We start from the raw sequence: 17,035 nt of genomic DNA on the forward strand, positions 1-17,035 counted from the left end.
CTCTCCCCGCTATAATCGGACGGTACGGGCCTCTCCAGCCCGGCAGCGCCGGTACCGGTGCCAGCGCCGCACCCCGGGGAGGGGATGATCATGCGCAGACGGTTCACGTTCGCTCTCACGCTGCTGCTGGCGCTGGCGGTGATGTTCCTGCCGCCCTGGCTGGCCCTGCAGGAGGCGCAGCGCCAGGCCTTCGATGCCGAATCCTCCCTCACCCTCGCCTACGCCCACGACGTCCTGCACCGCACCGACGAGACCGTGCGCCAGGCGCTGGCCGCCATCAAGGTGCTGGTCAACTCCGGCCTCGATCCCTGCTCCAGCGGCGCACGCGCCCTGATGCGCGAGATCGACCTGACCTCGACCTACCTGCAAGCGATCGGCTACGTGCGCAACGGCGAGCTGGCCTGCTCGTCCATGACCGGGCCGCCGGTCCCGCTCGGCCCCGTGGCCTTCCAGACCTCCACCGGGTTCGACCTCTATCTCGACATCCCGATCCGCACCACCTACGGCCACCCGCTGATGGCGATTTCGCGCGACCACTACGCCGCCCTCATCCACCGCGACCTGCCGCTCGACATCTGGACCAACACGCCCGGGGTGTCGCTGGCCTCGGTTCACCTCGAACGCCGCCGCGCCAGCCTGCAGCACGGCTACATCGATCCGGCCTGGATCGACCGTCTCGGCAACAACGGCAGCGTGACCTTCAACGACGGCCACCACCTCGTGACCATCGCCCGCTCGCACAGCTTCCTCACCGCCGCCATCGTCGCCATCCCCATCGCCAACATGCAGGCCCGCTACGCCGAGATCGCCGGGCGCCTGGTGCCGGCCGGCGTGTTCGTCGGCCTGGCCGGCGCCGCCGCCGTGCTGCTGCTGGCGCGCCAGCAGATGTCGCTGATCGCCGCCCTGCGCACCGGCCTGCGGCGCGGCCAGTTCTATATGGAGTACCAGCCGCTGATCGAATTGCGCAGCGGCGCCTGCGTGGGCGTCGAGGCGCTGCTGCGCTGGCGCGACGGCGCCGGCGAGCTGGTGCCGCCCGAGGTCTTCATCCCGGTGGCCGAATCGGCGGGCGTGATCGGCAAGCTGACCGAGCGCGTGCTGGAACTGGTCTGCCACGACGCCGGGCAGTTCCTGGCCGGCCATCCGGGCTTCCACGTGGCGATCAACCTGTCGCCGGCGGATCTGCAGTCGACCGTCATCGTCGGCCTGCTGGACAAGCTGATGTCGCGCTGCGGCGCCGGGCCGAGCAACCTGATCGTCGAGATCACCGAACGCGGATTCGTGCACCGGGATTCGGCGCGCGAAGTGATCGCCGCCCTGCACGCGCGCGGAATCGAGGTGGCGATCGACGATTTCGGCACCGGCTATTCGAGCCTGTCCTACCTGGAGTCGCTCGACCTCGACTTCCTGAAGATCGACCGCTCCTTCATCGAATCGATCGGCACCGCGGCGCCGACCAGCCAGGTGGTCAGCCACATCATCGGGATGGCGCACAACCTTGAGCTGAGGATGATCGCCGAAGGGGTCGAGAACCACGAGCAGGCCACCTTCCTGCGCGTGCGCGGCGTGAACTTCGCGCAGGGCTGGCTGTTCGGCCGGCCCGGCAGCTTCGAGCATGCGGCCGACCTGCACCGCGCGGCGCTGGCCGCGCGGCAGTTGCGAACCTTGCCGCAGCCGGACGACGCCTGAGCCGAGTCCTTGCGCTCAGCCCAGCGCCGTATCCAGCACCGTCATCAGGATGAAGCCGAGGATCAGCGCCACGCTGGCCCAGGTGCCGTGGCCGTTCCGGTGCGACTCCGGCACCACGTCGTTGGCGATCACGAACAGCATCGCGCCGGCCGCCGCCGCCAAGGCGAAGGGCAGCAGCCCGGCCGCGACGCCGATCAGGGCCACGCCGGCCACCGCCGCCACCGGCTCGATCAGGCCGGAGGCCACGCCCAGCGCGGTGGAAAGCCCGCGGCCGTAGCCGACGGTGCGCAGGGCCAGTGCCACCACCAGGCCTTCGGGCACGTCCTGGATCGAGATGCCGGTGGCGAGCGAATTCGCCTTGCCGATGTCGACGCCGCCATAGGCAACGCCGATCGCCAGCCCTTCCGGCATATTGTGCAGGGCCACCGCCCAGACGAAGAGCCAGGCGCGCTTGAGGGAGTGGGCACTGCGGTCGCCGGCCGGCTGCAGGATGTTGTCGGTGGTGATCACGCGGTTCAGCACCAGCAGCAGGCCGGCGCCCATCAGCACGCCGGCGCCGACGCTCAGGCTGGCGCCCCAGTTGCCGGCGCCGCCGGCCTTGGCCGCGGCCAGTGCCGGGATCACCAGGGAAAACGAGGTGGCGCCGAGCATCACGCCGGCGCCGAAACCGAGGAAGCAGTCGTAGGTCCGCTTCGAAAAATTCTGCGACAGCAGCACCGGCAGGGTGCCGAGCGCGGTCGCGGCAGCCGCCGTTCCGCCGCCGATCAACGCCGCGCGCAGGTTCGGGGTGGACTCGAGCATCTGCCGCAACAGGTTCGAGAACAGCAGCACGCAGCCCAGGCTGCAGATCAGGAAGCCAAGCGCTTTGCGCGGCTTCAGGGCGCGTACGACATGCGTATTCATGGAGGTCCTTGATACCGCAAGACGACGCACGGTGCCAGCCGTGCGGCGCCGGATTCCCCTTGGGAGCCGGGAAGACTTACTTGCCCTTCACCGTCTTGCCGTCGGCCAGGGTCTGCTTACCCATGCCCAGTTCGGCGCCGGTCGGCGGATCGATGGCCGGATCCGACCTGGTGCGCTCGGTCATCGCCTTGAGGATGTCGATGTCCTTGGCCGACAGCTTGACCTCGGCCTCGCCGCTGCAGCCGTCCGATTGGGTTGGTGGCATGATCCATGATCGCAGGCTTGCAGTAACCGGGAATCAGCGTGTCCGCCGTGCTTGTGTAGGACTCGGAGCGACAAGCTGTTGATATAAACCAATAGTAATGTAATAATTGAATTTATCCACGCAATAGTTTAGATCTATCGCCGCGATAGCTTTCTTTGCTAGGACTCCTTGGCGCCCTATAGAAAAACCCAATCCGCTTCATAGGCTTCGACTATCCACCATGCATACGACAAGCACCCTGCGCGACGCCCTCCCCGCCGATGCCGCCGCCATCGCGGCCATCTACAACCATTACGTCGAAACCACCGTCATTTCGATGGAGAACGATCCGATCGACACGGCCGAGATGGCGCGCCGCATCGCCGCGATCCAGGACGCCGCCCTCCCCTGGATCGTGCTGGTCGAAGACGGCCGCGTGTGCGCCTACGCCTACGCGAGCATGTGGCGGGCCCGGCCCGGCTACCGGCACGCGGTGGAATCCAGCGTGTATGTCGATCCCGAGCTGCGCGGGCGCGGCCACGGCCAGGCCCTCTACCGCGCCCTGCTGGCGCGCCTGCAGGGACGCTTCCACACCGTCATCGGCGGCATCGCCCTGCCGAACGCCGCCAGCATCGCCCTGCACGAGCGCATGGGTTTCCGCCAGGTCGCCTGCTTCCATGAAGTCGGCCACAAGTTCGGGGCCTGGGTCGACGTCGGCTACTGGCAGTTGAGCCTGCAGTAATATTGCAGCGCCGAGTGACGGCCTGGACGGGCCGGACCCTGCGCCCTGCGCTGACATCCGCCCGCGTCGCGCTCCTACGCGGCAGCCATGGCGCGCACTCTAAGATTCATCCATCCGACGACAAATCGCATCTCAATCGAGGAGAAGATGATGTTTTCTCTGAACAAACTCAGCCCGTCCATCACCGACATGATCCGTTTCGATCACTCGCACGTGATGGTGACCTTCCACCAGTACACCAGGGACAAGCGCCCGAGCGTCAAGAAGGCGCTGGCCGAAACCATCTGCGACGCCCTGGAGATCCACGCCACCCTGGAAGAGGAAATCTTCTACCCGGTGATGCGCGCGCGCGCCGCCGACCAGAAAGTCATGGAAAAGAGCGAGCCGGAGCATATGGAAATGCGCCGCATCATCGATGAGCTGCGCCGCACCGATCCGCGCGACACCCGCCACGACGAGCTGCTGTTCGAGCTGATGCGCGACGTCCAGCACCACGTGGCCGACGAGGAAACCGTGCTGCTGCCGGAAGCCGAACAGACCCTCAGCAAGGAACGCCTGTCGGAACTGGGCAGCGAGATGACCAAGCGACGCCTGCAGCTGGTCACGCCGAAGGCCGGCAGGATCGCCAGGAACACCGCGGTCGGCTTCTCCGGCAGCACCGCCGCCATCGTCATGGGCGTGGCCGGAGCCCTGTTCGCGGCCCGGGCCATCACCCGCAAGCCGGCCTGAGGGCAGGCCAGGTACACCGCCCCACCTGGCGGACTCTCCGTTTTTCGCAGCGGCAACGCCGTTGCGCTCCCCCGGCAGCGGCCTGCCCGCTGCTGCCAAGCCCGCCGCCCGTCAACGCGGCGGGCGCCCGCTCCCCTCGAATTCCCATCACGCGTGCAAGCGAACGCCGCGGCTCAGCATGTCCGCCAGCGCCGCCTGCGACAGCGCCGGGCTGAAATAGAAGCCCTGCATCTGGTCGCAATCGTGGTCGCGCAGGAAGGCCAGCTGTTCGCGGGTCTCGACGCCTTCGGCGATCACCTTCAGTTGCAGGCTGTGGCCCAGCGCGATGATGGCGCGCGTGATCACGCCGTGGCCGTCGTCGATGCCGCCGCCGAGGAAAGAGCGGTCGATCTTGATGTGGTCGACCGGGAAGGCCTGCAGCTGGCTCAGGCTCGAATAGCCGGTGCCGAAATCGTCGATCGACAGCCGCACGCCGAGCGCCTTCAGCCGCGCCAGCACTTCCTTCGCCTCGTCGGGACGGTCCATCAGCAGGCTTTCCGTCACCTCCAGCTCCAGGCAGGACGGCGACACCTGGTGCCGCTCCAGGCTTTCCATCACGCGCTCGACGAACTGGCGGTGGCGCAGCTGGCGCAGCGACAGGTTCACGGAGATGACGAAATCGTGTTCGCCCAGGTCGCCGATGGCCCGCAGCGCGCCGCAGGCTTCCTCGATCACCCATTCGCCCAGCGGCACGATCAGCCCGGTCTGCTCGGCCACGGGGATGAAGCTGTCCGGTCCGATCAGCCCGCGCTCCGGATGGTTCCAGCGCAACAGCGCCTCGGCGCCCACCATGCGGCCGCTGCGCAGGTCGACCTTGGGCTGGTAGCCCAGCACCATTTCGTGGTTGCCGATCGCGCGGCCCAGGCTGGCCTCCAGCAGCAGGTGCTGGTGCACCAGGCGGTTCAATTCGGCCGAATAGAACTGGCAGTTGTTCTTGCCCAGGCTCTTGGCGTGGTACATGGCGGCGTCGGCGGCGCGCATCACCTTGTCGACCGTGCTGCCGTCGCGCGGGAACAGGGCCACGCCAATGCTGGTGCTGGGCACGATCTCCTTGCCGCCCACCAGCACCGGGCTGCCGACGCTGCGGCGGATCCGCTCCACCAGGTCGGCCACCTGCTCCGCGCCGCCCTGGTCGTTGATCACGAGGACGAACTCGTCGCCGCCGACCCGCGCCACCGTGTCCTCCTCGCGCATATTGGCGCGCAGGCGCCCGGCGGTCTCGATCAGGACGGCGTCGCCGATGTCGTGGCCGAGGTTGTCGTTGATGTACTTGAAGTTGTCGAGGTCGAGAAAGGCCAGCGCGCCGACCATGCGGTTGCGCGCGGCGAACTGGATCGCCAGCTTCAGCCGCTCCTGCAGCAGGGTTCGGTTGGCCAGGCCGGTCAGCGGATCGTGGTGGGCCAGGTGGTGCAGGCGGCGTTCGTAGTGGCGCGCCTCGGTGATGTCGTTGATGACGGCGACGAAGTGGGTGACCTCGCCGTCGGCATTGCGCACCGGGTCGATGCGCAGCTCGTTCCAGAACAGCTGGCCGTTCTTCCTGGCGTTGCGCAGCACCGCGTGCACACTTTCGCGACGCTGCAGGGCTTCGTGGATGCGCCGGTGCTCGTCGACGTCGCAGCCCTCGATGCGCATGAAGCGCGGATCGCGGCCCTTGATCTCGCCCAGCGTATAGCCGGTAACGCGCTCGAAGGCCGGGTTGACGTACTCGATGCGGTTCTCGCTGCCTTCGCAGCAAGTGATGCAGATGGCGTTCACGCTGGCGTAGATGGCGCGCTCGCGCACCTTCAGCACGTGCTCGGCGCGCTTGCGCGCGGTGATGTCCAGGCCGGTGCCGAACACGCAGGGCAGGCTGCCCAGGCTGGTACGGCAGCACTGGAACAGGAAACTGGTACGCTTGCCGTGCTTGCCGATCAGTTCCGCCTCATGCCAGGAACTCCCGGCGTCGAAGGCGTCCAGGATCTTCTGCACGATCTCGGCGCGGCAGGCCGGCTCGAAAAAGTACTTGACCTCGACCGTCGGCAGCTCCTCGCTCTCCATTTCCAGGGCCTGCTCGAGCTGGTGGTTCCACAGCAGCAGGCGACCGCTCTGGTCGATCACGTAGAACACACAGGGCAGGCCTTCGATGATGTCGTTGACCGGCAGGTCCTGGATCAGGGAGTAGCGCGACGGCGCGGTGGCGCCGCGCGGCACCACGATGATGCTGTAGCTGCCCGGTTGTTCGGGATCGAGGGATTGCGGCGCCACCGTCACGCGCACCGGCAGGCGGCGGCCGTCGGCGCAGACGAGATTGCCGACACTGTCGATATCGACGCGGGCCTGGACCGACAATGCGTGGCCGCCGGCATCGTCGAACTCGATCAGCTGGTCGAGGGTACGGCCATGCATCTCCACGGCCGAATAACCGGCCAGCTTTTCGCAAGCCCGGTTCCAGCTCATGATCGTGCCGTGTACATCGGCGACGAAGACGGCAAGCGGCAATGGTGAGAGGTTCAATATGTCCTCCTGGAACAGCCAGGCTGGAATCATCATACGCCGCCGCAGCGCCGGCGGCGCGCGATACGCGTTCAGGATCCAGGCTCAATGCCCCATCCAGCCCAGCAGCACCGGCACCAGCCAGGGCGCCACCAGCGCGGTCAGCACGCCGTTCAGTCCCATGCCCAGGCCCGCATAGGCGCCCATCTCGGGGCTGACCTGGAAGGCGCGCGCGGTACCGATGCCGTGCGCCGCCACGCCCAGCGCCAGGCCGCGCGCCGCATGCGATTCGACCCGCAGGGTGTTCATCAGGAAGCGCCCGCTGATGGCGCCGAAGATCCCGGTGCCGATCACCAGCACCGCGGTCAGCGCGGGAATGCCGCCCAGGCGTTCCGACACCGCCATCGCGATCGGCGTGGTGGCCGACTTGGGCGCGATGGTGCGCGCCAGCTCTGGCGAAGCGCCCAGCAGCAGCGCCACCAGCACCGCGCTGACGATTGCCGTGACGCAGCCGCACAGCAGCGCGCACACCAGCGGCAGCAGGCTGCGGCGCAGCCGCGGCACCTGGCGCGCCAGCGGCACCGCCAGCGCCACCGTGGCCGGGCCGAGCAGGAAGTGCACGAACTGGGCGCCGGCAAAGTAGCGCTGGTAGGACATGCCGCTGGCCACCAGCAGCAGGCTGATGATGGCGATCGAGATCGCCACCGGATTCGCCAGCGGAGAGAAACCGCAGCGCGCGAACACCCATTGCGCGAACACGTAGGCGCACAGGGTCAGGGTGAGGCCCAGCAGCGGCGAGGCGGACAGGTAGACCCAGAAGTGGGTCAGTTCCTCGAAATTAAACATCGGCGCCGTCCTCCTTCGGGCGCGGCATCAGGACCTTCAGCACCAGCGCCGTCACCGCCAGCGTGGCCAGGGTGCTGACCACCACCGAGGCGCCGATCGCCAGCCACTGCCCGCTCCCGCTCGACGCCGCGACCACGATACCGACCCCGGCCGGCACGAACAGCAGCGACAGGTGGCGCAGCAGCTCGTTGGCGCCGGCCTCCACCACGTCCTGCAGGCGGGGCAAGGCGACCAGGGCGGCCAGCAGCAGCAGCATGCCGGTCACCGGCCCGGGGACGGGCCAGCCGAACAGGAACACCAGGCCTTCGCCCAGGCATTGGAACACCAGCAGAACGGCAAATGCGGACAGCAAGGCTTCCTCCCGAATCTCATCGATTCGGCGAGGATAGCAGTTATCGGCGCTCAGGCGCGGGCTTCGATCCGGAACTTGCCGACCAGTCCGACCAGCAGCGATGCCTGGTCCTGCAAGCTGGCCGCAGCGGCGGCGGCCTGCTCGACCAGGGCGGCGTTCTGCTGGGTCGCGCCGTCCATCTGCACGATCGCCGCATTGACCTGGGCAATGCCGTTGCTCTGTTCCGCGCTGGCGGCGCTGATCTCGGCGACGATCGCGCTGACCCGGCGCACGCTGTCCACCACCTGCTCCATGGTCATGCCGGCTTCGCCCACCAGGGTGGCGCCGGTGCCGACCTTGGCCGCCGAATCCCCGATCAGGCCCTTGATTTCCTTCGCCGCCGCGGCCGAGCGCTGGGCCAGGTTGCGCACTTCGGAGGCCACCACGGCAAAGCCGCGGCCCTGCTCGCCGGCGCGCGCCGCTTCGACGGCGGCGTTGAGCGCCAGGATATTGGTCTGGAAGGCGATGCCGTCGATCACCGAGATGATCTCGACGATGCGTCCGGAGGCCGCGCTGATCGCATCCATGGTCTCGACCACGCGCGCGACCGCCGCGCCCCCGCTGGCGGCGGTGTCGGCGGCGGCCTGGGCCAGCCGGCGCGCTTCCCTAGCGTTGTCGGCGTTCTGCTTGACGGTCGAGGTCAGCTCCTCCATCGAGGCCGCGGTTTCCTCCAGCGCACTGGCCTGCTGTTCGGTGCGGTCCGACAGGTCGGCATTGCCCTGCCTGATCTCGTGGCTGGCCGAGGCCACATTGTCCGAGCTGTGGCGCACCTGGGCCAGCACGTCCTGGATCCTGGCCACGAAGCCGTTGAAGCCGGCGGCGATGGCCGCCAGCTCGTCCCTGCCCTTCACCTCGAGGCGCACCGTGAGGTCGGCATTGCCGCTCGCGAGGCCGCTCATGGTGCTTCCCAGCACGCGCAGCGGCCGGGTCAGGCGGTTCAGGACCGCGATCATCACCGCGGCGGCCAGCGCGGCGGACAGCAGCGCGGCGACCAGGGTCTCCTGCAGCAGCCTGCGGGCGTCGGCCGTGGCCACGCTCTGCGGGAACACCAGCTGCACCGACCAGGGCGCGATGTCGGCGTGCAGGCGCAGCGGCTGCAGCAGGTGCACCATGCCGGCGGCGTCGACGAATTCATAGGCCTTGCCGTCGCGGACCGCCGCCAGGCCGGCCGCGGGAATATCGGCCGCCTTCTTGCCGTTGCGCGCCGCGTCCGGATGGCTGGCGTAGAGGCCGCCGTTCGACACCAGCGACAGGCTGCCGCCGCTGATGGCTTTCATGCCGCCGAGGATGTCGCCCAGGCGGGTCAGCATGAAATCCGCGCTGACGGTACCCTTGAACTGGCCGTCGATCAGGATCGGCGCCACCAGCGACGCCATCTGCACCTGCTTGCCGCCGACCGGATAGGCATAGGGTTCCGTGAAGAACAGGCGCCGCGACCGCTTCGGCACGTCGTACCAGTCATTGGCGCCGGGTGCGTCCGAGAACACGATCGGCTCGACGTGCACGCCGCCGCCGCTGCGGGTGTAGTAAGGCATGTAGCGGCCGCTGGCATCGTACTCGGGCTGCTTGCCGGCGTACTCTTCATCCTTGCCGTCCAGCGCGCCGGGCTCCCAGGTGACGGCGGCGCCGATCAGGTCCTCGGAACCGAGCAGGGTGGCTTTCGTCATTTCGCCGATCTGCGGCCGCGCCAGGGTCATGCCGGCGCCGCGGGTCGCACGCATCGCGGCGGCCAGGTTGGCGACCGCGCTGAGATTGGCGCCGATGCGCGCTTGCACCGCTTCGGCGGCTTCGCGCGCCGCGGTACGGGCCAGCTGCATGCTGGCGGCTTCCGCGCTGCGGCTGCCGCGCACGCCGATCAAGGTGGCGGTGACGGCCAGGCTGAGGATCACCAGCACGGTTGCGGTGAGGCAAATCCGTGCGTTCAGCGACAGGGAGGACAGGACTTTGTAGGACATGCGGCTGACTCAGAAAGTACGGGTGAGGGAGAGGACCAGGGCGCGGCGGGCCACGTTCGCAAACGCGGGGCGGCCGTCGGCGCGCGGGACGCCGGTGGTATAGCGGTCGTAGACGCCGGCGCCGCCGAAGGCACGGGTGTAGTTCAGCGCGGCGACCCAGCCGCCCTCGAACTTCTTGCTGAGGCCGGCGCGCAGGTCGCGCCAGTCCCAGATCCCGTTGCCGGCTCCCGCCACCCGGCCATCGCCGGCATGCAGTTGCAGCGCCAGCGCATGGCCGAGCTCATGATTGGCGCCGACGTCCAGGTAGCCGGTGCCGCGCGCATCCTGGATGCCGAAGAAATCGCGGCTGAAGGTGTAGTTGTACTTGGCGTACAGGGATTTCCAGCTCAGGCCGGCCTGCACTTCGCCGTAGTCGTAGCTGGTCCCGGTGGCCGAGACGCGCGCGCCCGGGTACTTGTACCAGGTGAGCGTGGCGTTGTAGCCGAGCGGACCGATGGTGCCCGCATAGCCGGCGTAGAGGTCGACTTCCATCGATCCGTTTTCGACGAAGCGCTCGTCGATGCTCGAGGCCCAGACGCCGGCGTTCCAGCCGCGCGAACCCGCATAGTCGAACCCGGCCTGGACGGCGGGACGGCCCCAGGACTGGCGGATGCCGCGCGAGACATACTGGGAGACCACGCCCAGGTTGGCGCTGAACGGCGATGCTTCTTCGGAGGCGGTGGAATAGTCGCCGGCGCTGCAGTGGCCGGCAACGAGGAAGCCGGCGAGCAGCGGAAGGGTGGAACGTGGAGAGAGTCGCATGACGGCTGGGAAAATTGATGCCATGCGGAAATTCTAGGTGGTGCACGTGAGAATGTGCGTATTTTCCCACGGGAAAATACGTATTTCGCGTGGGAATGCGACGTGCTTACAACACTTCCTGTCTCAGACGATAGCGAACTGGAAAGTTATTTCGTCCTGCCCGCCGCCCATCGCTTCGTCGCCCCGCGACTATCGCTTCGTCGCCCCGCGACTATCGCGTCGTCGTCCCCGCGAAAGCGGGGACCCGACGAAAAGCGAACGCTCGAATCTTACGCCGCGGTCTTCAGCGCCCCGCGCTTCAACTGGTCCCGCTCCATCGACTCGAACAGCGCCTTGAAATTACCCTCCCCAAAGCCCTCGTCGCCCTTGCGCTGGATGAACTCGAAGAACACCGGACCCAGCTGGTTTTCCGAGAAGATCTGCAGCAGCAGGCGCTTCGAATCGCCCTCGACCTTGCCGTCGACCAGCAGGCCGCGCGCCTTCAGGGCGCCAACGTCTTCGCCGTGGCCCGGCAGGCGGGCTTCCAGCATCTCGTAATAGGTTTCCGGCGGCGCAGTCATCAGGGGGATGCCGGCGGCGCGCAGGCCGTCGACGGTCTCGAAGATGTTCTCGGTCAGCAGCGCGATGTGCTGGATGCCTTCGCCGTTGAACTTGAGCAGGTATTCCTCGATCTGGCCGCCGCCGGCCTGCGATTCCTCGTTCAGCGGAATCCGGATCATGCCGTCCGGCGCCGTCATCGCCTTCGAGGTCAGGCCGGTGTATTCGCCCTGGATGTCGAAGTAGCGGATCTCACGGAAGTTGAACAGCTTCTCATAGAAGCCGGCCCAATAGGTCATGCGGCCCCGGTAGACGTTGTGGGTCAGGTGGTCGATGATCTTCAGTCCATGACCCTGCGGATGGCGGTCGACGCCGTCGATGAATTCGAAGTCGATGTCATAGATCGACTTGCCGTCCTCGAAACGGTCGATCAGATACAGCGGCGCGCCGCCGATGCCCTTGATGGCCGGCAGGCGCAGTTCCATCGGGCCGGTCGGGATCTCCATCGGGATCGCGCCCAGTTCCAGCGCGCGCGCATAGGCTTTGTGGGAATCCTTGACGCGGAAGGCCATGCCGCAGGCCGACGGGCCGTGCTCGGCGGCAAAGTAGGCGGCCGCGCTCTTCGGCTCGTTGTTGACGATGAAGTTGATGTCGCCCTGGCGGTACAGCACCACGTCCTTCGAACGGTGCACGGCCACCTTGGTGAAGCCCAGCTTCTCGAAGATCGGCTCGAGCAGGCCCGGGGTCGGGGAAGCGAATTCGACGAATTCAAAGCCCATCAGGCCCATCGGATTCTCAAACAGGTCAGCCATTGTCATGTCCTCTATTCATTAAGCGTTTTTATCGGTACTACTCTGCGAACACGTCCGCAATCAGGCCGCGCAGCCACTGGATGCCGGGATCGTGGTTGAAGCGCCGGTGCCAGAAGACGTTGGTTTGCAAGGTCGGCAAGGCAAGCGGCGGTTCGATCCACTTCAATCCGAATGGCGCCGCGGCACTCTCCGCCAGCTTCTGCGGCACCGTCACCACCAGGTCGGAGGTGGCCACGATATACGGTACCGCGGTGAAATGCGGCACCCGGAAGCGCGCCTGCGTCCCCACCCCGGCCTTTTCCAGCAGGACGTTGATCCGGTCGTAGGGGCTCTGGGCCGCATCCACGATCAGGTGCGTCGCCTGCACGAAGCGCGCCAGGTCCACGCTGCCGGTCGCCAGCGGATGCCCCTTGCGGAACATGCTGACGAAAGGCTGCCGGAACAGCTGGCGCTGGTAGAGCGCTTCCGACACCTCCTCGAAGGCGCCGATCGCCAGGTCCACCCTGCCCGTCTCCATGTCGTCCTTCAGCGTGAGCGGGTTGGCGCGCTTCGAGGCGACCTCCACGTTCGGCGCCAGCGCGCGGCAGCGTTCGATCAGCACCGGCATGAAGTACACCTCGCCGACGTCGGTCATGGCAAGCGTGAAGCGGCGCGTACTCGTACCCGGCTCGAAGCGGCTGCGCTGGCTCAGCGCCAGCGCCACCTGGGCCATCGCGGCGCCGATCGGCTCGGCCATCTGCTGCGCCAGCGGGGTCGGCTGCATGCCGTGCGCGGTCCGCACGAACAATTCGTCGCCGAAGGTGCGGCGCAGGCGCGCCAGCGCATTGCTGACGGCGGACTGGGTCAGGCCGAGGCGGCGCGCCGCACCCGAAATCTGGCGCTCGCGGTAAACCTCCTGAAACACGGACAACAGGTTCAGGTCGATGCTAGACGGTTCGATCATGCGCTCGATAGTGTTATTGACGGGGTAAATAGTCTACATTTTTATATTCACCTCGTAAAATTCGCAAGTCTCCTCTACAGTGACGAAAAAGCCACGTCATATGCCATAGATCGTCCAGGAGAAAATCTTGACCCACGGATACATGAGCGGATTCGGCAACGAATTCGCCACCGAAGCCCTGCCGGGCGCCCTGCCCGCCCACCGCAATTCCCCGCAGCGCGTGGCCTATGGCCTGTACGCCGAACAACTCTCCGGTACCGCCTTCACCGCCCCGCGCGGCCACAACCGCCGCAGCTGGCTGTACCGGATCCGTCCGGCCGCCATGCACGGCGCCTTCGTCCCGGTCGAGCAGACCCGCATCGCGGCCGGCTTCGACGGCCTGGCGCCCTCGCCCAACCAGATGCGCTGGAGCCCGCTGCCGATTCCCGATGCCCCCACCGACTTCATCGACGGCTGGGTGACCATGGCCGGCAACGGTTCGCCGGGCGCGATGGCCGGCTGCGCGATCCACCTGTACGCCGCCAACCAGCCGATGACGGGACGCTATTTCTACAGCGCCGATGGCGAACTGCTGATCGTGCCCCAGCAGGGCCGGCTGTCAATCGCCACCGAGCTGGGCCTGCTGGAAGTCGAGCCGCAGCAGATCGCCGTGATTCCGCGCGGCATGCGCTTCACGGTCGCCCTGCCGGACGGCGCGGCGCGCGGCTATATCTGCGAGAACTTCGGCGCCCTGCTGCGCCTGCCGGACATGGGGCCGATCGGCTCGAACGGCCTGGCGAATCCGCGCGACTTCCTGTCGCCGGTGGCGCGTCATGAGGATGTGGAAGGAGATTTCGAACTGGTGGCGAAATTCGGCGGCAAGCTCTGGGCGGCGCCGATCGGGCATTCGCCGCTGGACGTGGTGGCCTGGCACGGCAACTACGCACCCTACAAGTACGACCTGCGCCACTTCAACACCATCGGCTCGATCAGCTACGACCACCCGGATCCGTCGATCTTCCTGGTGCTGCATTCGCCGACCAGCACGCCCGGCGTCGACGACCTCGATTTCGTGATCTTCCCGCCGCGCTGGCTGGTCGGCGAGGATACCTTCCGCCCGCCCTGGTTCCACCGCAATGTGGCGAGCGAGTTCATGGGCCTGATCCACGGCGCCTACGACGCCAAGGCCGAGGGCTTCGTGCCGGGCGGCGCCAGCCTGCACAACTGCATGAGCGGCCACGGGCCGGACGCCGCGACTTTCGACAAGGCCAGCAGCGCCGACACCTCGAAGCCGCACAAGGTGACCGACACGATGGCCTTCATGTTCGAGACCCGCACGCCGATCGTGGCGACGGCCCAGGCCCTGGAATCGCCGCAGTTGCAGGCGAATTACCAGGACTGCTGGGCGGGTATCGGCAAGCATTTCGATCCGGCCCGCCCTTGATGCAATCGCCGGCCGGAAGGCGCTGTCCTATTCGGACTTCGCTTCCGGCCGATGCCGGGCCTCACAAGCGCTGAGGTCATTCGCTGTTTCCTTCAGCGAGCGCACCACACCCTTCTCGACGACCAGCTCCTGGCTCACGGCATAAATGGACTGGCTGCCTGCATGGCATCGGTAGTCCAGTACCGTCTTGAAGGTGCCGCTCAGCCATTCCGCGAAGGCCGGGCTTTTCATGTCGGGATAGATTTCCTGCAGAGGGATGTCGCCGCTGCATTTCATGAGGCCGGTCATCCACAGCTTCCCGTCTTCCAGCCTGAACCGCCCGACGGGGCCGCCAATGGCGGAGCATCCGAATTCTTTGCGACGGATTTTCCATATACGCTCGTTGTCGGGCAGCTCGACCCAGCAACAGCTCGACGGAAAAATACGGCCGCTACGTGCGCCATCGGCATACTGGTCGATCAGGGGCTCGGTTGCCGAGCCGGGGCCTGCCGCCATCAAGGCCAGGACCAGGAAGAGGATTCTTCGTACCTGCTTGCAGAAATGAGGAAAGGTCATCTTCATCCGGTCGAGCTCCGTTCCAGGCGCGGCGAACGTCAAGTGTACGGGTATTATTGCTCTTATTGCAAGGAAAGCCGTTTCTCATCCATTCTTGCCCTCGGCGAATCGTGCGACCGTTGGCGCGCGATTGCTGCCGTGCGATGATAAGGTGACAACCCACGGAATCCGCATGGCCGACATCATCATCATCCTCGTCCTCATTCTGCTCAACGGCATCTTCGCGATGTCGGAACTGGCGGTGGTCTCGGCCAAGCGCATGCGCCTCGAGAAGATGGCTGCCGAAGGCAATGCGGGCGCCCCGGCCGCGATCAGGCTGTCGGAAGATCCCAGCCGCTTCCTCTCCACCGTCCAGGTCGGCATCACCCTGATCGGCATCTTCAATGGCGCCTTCGGCGAAGCCTCGCTGGTGGCGCGCCTGATTCCCTCCTTGACCGACATCGGCATCCCGGAAACGTATGCGCGCCCGGCGGCGCTGACCGTGGTCGTGGTCGGCATCACCTTCGCCTCGATCGTGCTGGGCGAGCTGGTGCCCAAGCGCATCGCCATCCTCTACCCGGAATTGCTGGCCAGCCGTATCGCGCGGCCGATGAAGGCGCTGTCGCGCCTGATGCATCCCTTCGTGCAATTGCTGTCGCTGACGACCGACTTCATCATGCGGCTGCTCGGCATGCGCCACCACAAGGACGAGACCCCGACCGAGGAAGAAGTCACCGGCATGATCCGCGAGAGCACCGATGCCGGCGTCTTCGAGCGCGCCGAGTACGACATCGCCGCGCGCGCCCTGCGCCTGGACGACTGGCATCTGCGGGCGCTGATGACGCCGCGCGTCGATCTCGAATACCTCGACCTCGCCAACCCGCTGGAAGTCAACCTGGTCCACATCGCCGACCGTCCCTACGCCCGCTTTCCGGTCTACCGCGGCGACCGCTCCCAGGTGCTGGGCATCGTCAACGCGCGCGACCTGTTCCGCCAGGCCATCCGCAAGGGCTCGCTCCAGGAAATCGACATCGAGGCCGAGCTCGACGCCCCGCTCTACGTGCCGGAATCGGTCAGCGCCATCGACCTGCTCGAACAGCTCAAGAAGAACCATGCGGAACTCGCGATGGTCGTCGACGAGTACGGCGAGATCCAGGGCATGATCACCCTCACCGACGTGATGGGCGCCCTGGTGGGCGAAGTGCCTGCGGTCGAGGACGAGGAAGCCCCGGACGCCGTGCAGCGCGAAGACGGCAGCTGGTTCATGGACGGCGGCATGGTGCTGGACCGCTTCCGCTACCTGACCGGGGCCCAGTTCAGATTCCCGGACGAGGGCTCGGACGCCTATCACACGCTGGCCGGCTTCATCCTCTACCAGCTCGGCTACATCCCGAAGCCCGGCGAGCGCCTGGACTGGGGCGGCTGGCTGTTCGAAGTCGCGGACATGGACGGCAACCGCATCGACCGCCTGCTGGTGATGCCCGCCGCAAGCCTTCCTTGACAGCGTCGGCATACCTGCCAGAATTCAGCTGAGGGGAGGAACGACATGGTCATCGACAGCATCCACTTCACCCCGCTGGCCTCGTTCGGCGGCGGCCTGCTGATCGGGCTCGGCGCCGCCGTGCTGCTGCTGGCCAACGGACGCGTGGCCGGCGTCAGCGGCATCGCCGGCGGCTTGCTGCGTCCGGCGCGCGGCGACATCGGCTGGCGCCTCGCATTCCTGCTCGGCCTGCTGGCCGCGCCGCTCGGCTGGCTGGCGCTGCAGGCGATGCCGCCGGCCCAGATCGACCACACGCCGGCGCTGCTGGCCGTGTCCGGCCTGCTGGTGGGGCTCGGCACGCGCTTCGGCTCGGGCTGCACCAGCGGCCACGGCGTGTGCGGCATCGCCCGCCTGTCGCCGCGCTCGATCGTCGCCACCATCTGTTTCGTGGCGGCAGGTTTCGTCACCGTTTACGTGATGCGTCACGTGCTGGGCTAA

At 67.0% G+C, this 17,035-nt stretch carries 16 protein-coding genes; 6 read left to right on the top strand and 10 right to left on the bottom strand.

Annotated elements, in window-relative coordinates:
* Positions 1 to 90: 90 nt before the first annotated feature.
* Positions 91 to 1,686, top strand: coding sequence for an EAL domain-containing protein (locus tag AB4Z32_RS08695; protein WP_442121444.1), 1,596 nt, complete (start codon positions 91 to 93; stop codon positions 1,684 to 1,686).
* Positions 1,687 to 1,701: 15 nt separating this feature from the next.
* On the opposite strand, the gene AB4Z32_RS08700 is transcribed toward AB4Z32_RS08695, so the two are convergent.
* On the bottom strand, positions 1,702 to 2,589 hold the full coding sequence (locus AB4Z32_RS08700) for a ZIP family metal transporter (protein ID WP_442121445.1): 888 nt from the start codon (positions 2,587 to 2,589) through the stop codon (positions 1,702 to 1,704).
* A gap of 76 nt (positions 2,590 to 2,665) precedes the next feature.
* Entirely contained in the window at positions 2,666 to 2,854 is a 189-nt protein-coding gene (locus AB4Z32_RS08705) for a hypothetical protein (RefSeq protein ID WP_442121446.1), read from the bottom strand.
* Between the two features lie 220 nt (positions 2,855 to 3,074).
* On the opposite strand from AB4Z32_RS08705, the gene AB4Z32_RS08710 reads away from it, so the two are divergent.
* Both AB4Z32_RS08710 and AB4Z32_RS08715 read left to right on the top strand, forming a co-directional pair.
* Entirely contained in the window at positions 3,075 to 3,575 is a 501-nt protein-coding gene (locus tag AB4Z32_RS08710) for an arsinothricin resistance N-acetyltransferase ArsN1 family B (RefSeq protein WP_442121447.1), read from the top strand.
* Positions 3,576 to 3,725: 150 nt separating this feature from the next.
* Positions 3,726 to 4,304 (top strand): hemerythrin domain-containing protein, encoded by a 579-nt coding sequence (locus AB4Z32_RS08715; RefSeq protein WP_442121448.1) that lies wholly within the window; start codon positions 3,726 to 3,728, stop codon positions 4,302 to 4,304.
* Positions 4,305 to 4,451: 147 nt separating this feature from the next.
* Here the strand turns inward: AB4Z32_RS08715 and AB4Z32_RS08720 are convergent, their stop codons facing one another.
* The 7 genes from AB4Z32_RS08720 to AB4Z32_RS08750 form a co-directional block, all read right to left on the bottom strand.
* Positions 4,452 to 6,836 (bottom strand): sensor domain-containing protein, encoded by a 2,385-nt coding sequence (locus tag AB4Z32_RS08720; protein ID WP_442121449.1) that lies wholly within the window; start codon positions 6,834 to 6,836, stop codon positions 4,452 to 4,454.
* Between the two features lie 84 nt (positions 6,837 to 6,920).
* Positions 6,921 to 7,661 carry an LrgB family protein gene (locus tag AB4Z32_RS08725; protein ID WP_442121450.1) on the bottom strand — a complete coding sequence of 247 codons (741 nt, stop codon included), beginning with the start codon at positions 7,659 to 7,661 and terminating at the stop codon, positions 6,921 to 6,923.
* Complete coding sequence (locus AB4Z32_RS08730) at positions 7,654 to 8,013, bottom strand: CidA/LrgA family protein (RefSeq protein WP_442121451.1); 360 nt, start codon at positions 8,011 to 8,013, stop codon at positions 7,654 to 7,656. Before AB4Z32_RS08730 ends, AB4Z32_RS08725 begins: the two co-directional genes overlap by 8 nt.
* A 50-nt stretch (positions 8,014 to 8,063) precedes the next feature.
* Positions 8,064 to 10,007, bottom strand: coding sequence for a methyl-accepting chemotaxis protein (locus AB4Z32_RS08735; RefSeq protein WP_442121452.1), 1,944 nt, complete (start codon positions 10,005 to 10,007; stop codon positions 8,064 to 8,066).
* 9 nt (positions 10,008 to 10,016) lie between these two features.
* The gene (locus AB4Z32_RS08740; protein ID WP_442121453.1) at positions 10,017 to 10,808 is read right to left on the bottom strand and encodes a TorF family putative porin; all 792 of its coding nucleotides are present in this window, start codon (positions 10,806 to 10,808) and stop codon (positions 10,017 to 10,019) included.
* Positions 10,809 to 11,077: 269 nt separating this feature from the next.
* Complete coding sequence (gene hppD, locus AB4Z32_RS08745) at positions 11,078 to 12,157, bottom strand: 4-hydroxyphenylpyruvate dioxygenase (RefSeq protein ID WP_442121454.1); 1,080 nt, start codon at positions 12,155 to 12,157, stop codon at positions 11,078 to 11,080.
* A 37-nt stretch (positions 12,158 to 12,194) separates the two neighbouring features.
* Positions 12,195 to 13,100: a LysR family transcriptional regulator gene (locus AB4Z32_RS08750; protein ID WP_442121455.1), complete on the bottom strand. Its 906-nt coding sequence runs from the start codon at positions 13,098 to 13,100 to the stop codon at positions 12,195 to 12,197.
* 142 nt (positions 13,101 to 13,242) lie between these two features.
* On the opposite strand from AB4Z32_RS08750, the gene hmgA reads away from it, so the two are divergent.
* On the top strand, positions 13,243 to 14,523 hold the full coding sequence (hmgA, locus tag AB4Z32_RS08755; RefSeq protein ID WP_442121537.1) for a homogentisate 1,2-dioxygenase: 1,281 nt from the start codon (positions 13,243 to 13,245) through the stop codon (positions 14,521 to 14,523).
* A 27-nt stretch (positions 14,524 to 14,550) separates the two neighbouring features.
* Here the strand turns inward: hmgA and AB4Z32_RS08760 are convergent, their stop codons facing one another.
* Entirely contained in the window at positions 14,551 to 15,084 is a 534-nt protein-coding gene (locus AB4Z32_RS08760; RefSeq protein WP_442121456.1) for a hypothetical protein, read from the bottom strand.
* A 166-nt stretch (positions 15,085 to 15,250) separates the two neighbouring features.
* Here AB4Z32_RS08760 and AB4Z32_RS08765 point away from each other — a divergent pair, with 166 nt between their 5' ends.
* Both AB4Z32_RS08765 and AB4Z32_RS08770 read left to right on the top strand, forming a co-directional pair.
* Entirely contained in the window at positions 15,251 to 16,558 is a 1,308-nt protein-coding gene (locus AB4Z32_RS08765) for a hemolysin family protein (RefSeq protein ID WP_442121457.1), read from the top strand.
* A 45-nt stretch (positions 16,559 to 16,603) separates the two neighbouring features.
* Positions 16,604 to 17,035 carry a YeeE/YedE family protein gene (locus AB4Z32_RS08770; protein ID WP_442121458.1) on the top strand — a complete coding sequence of 144 codons (432 nt, stop codon included), beginning with the start codon at positions 16,604 to 16,606 and terminating at the stop codon, positions 17,033 to 17,035.

The sequence above is a fragment of the Massilia sp. 2TAF26 genome, from assembly GCF_052115005.1.
Lineage (GTDB): Bacteria > Pseudomonadota > Gammaproteobacteria > Burkholderiales > Burkholderiaceae_D > Telluria.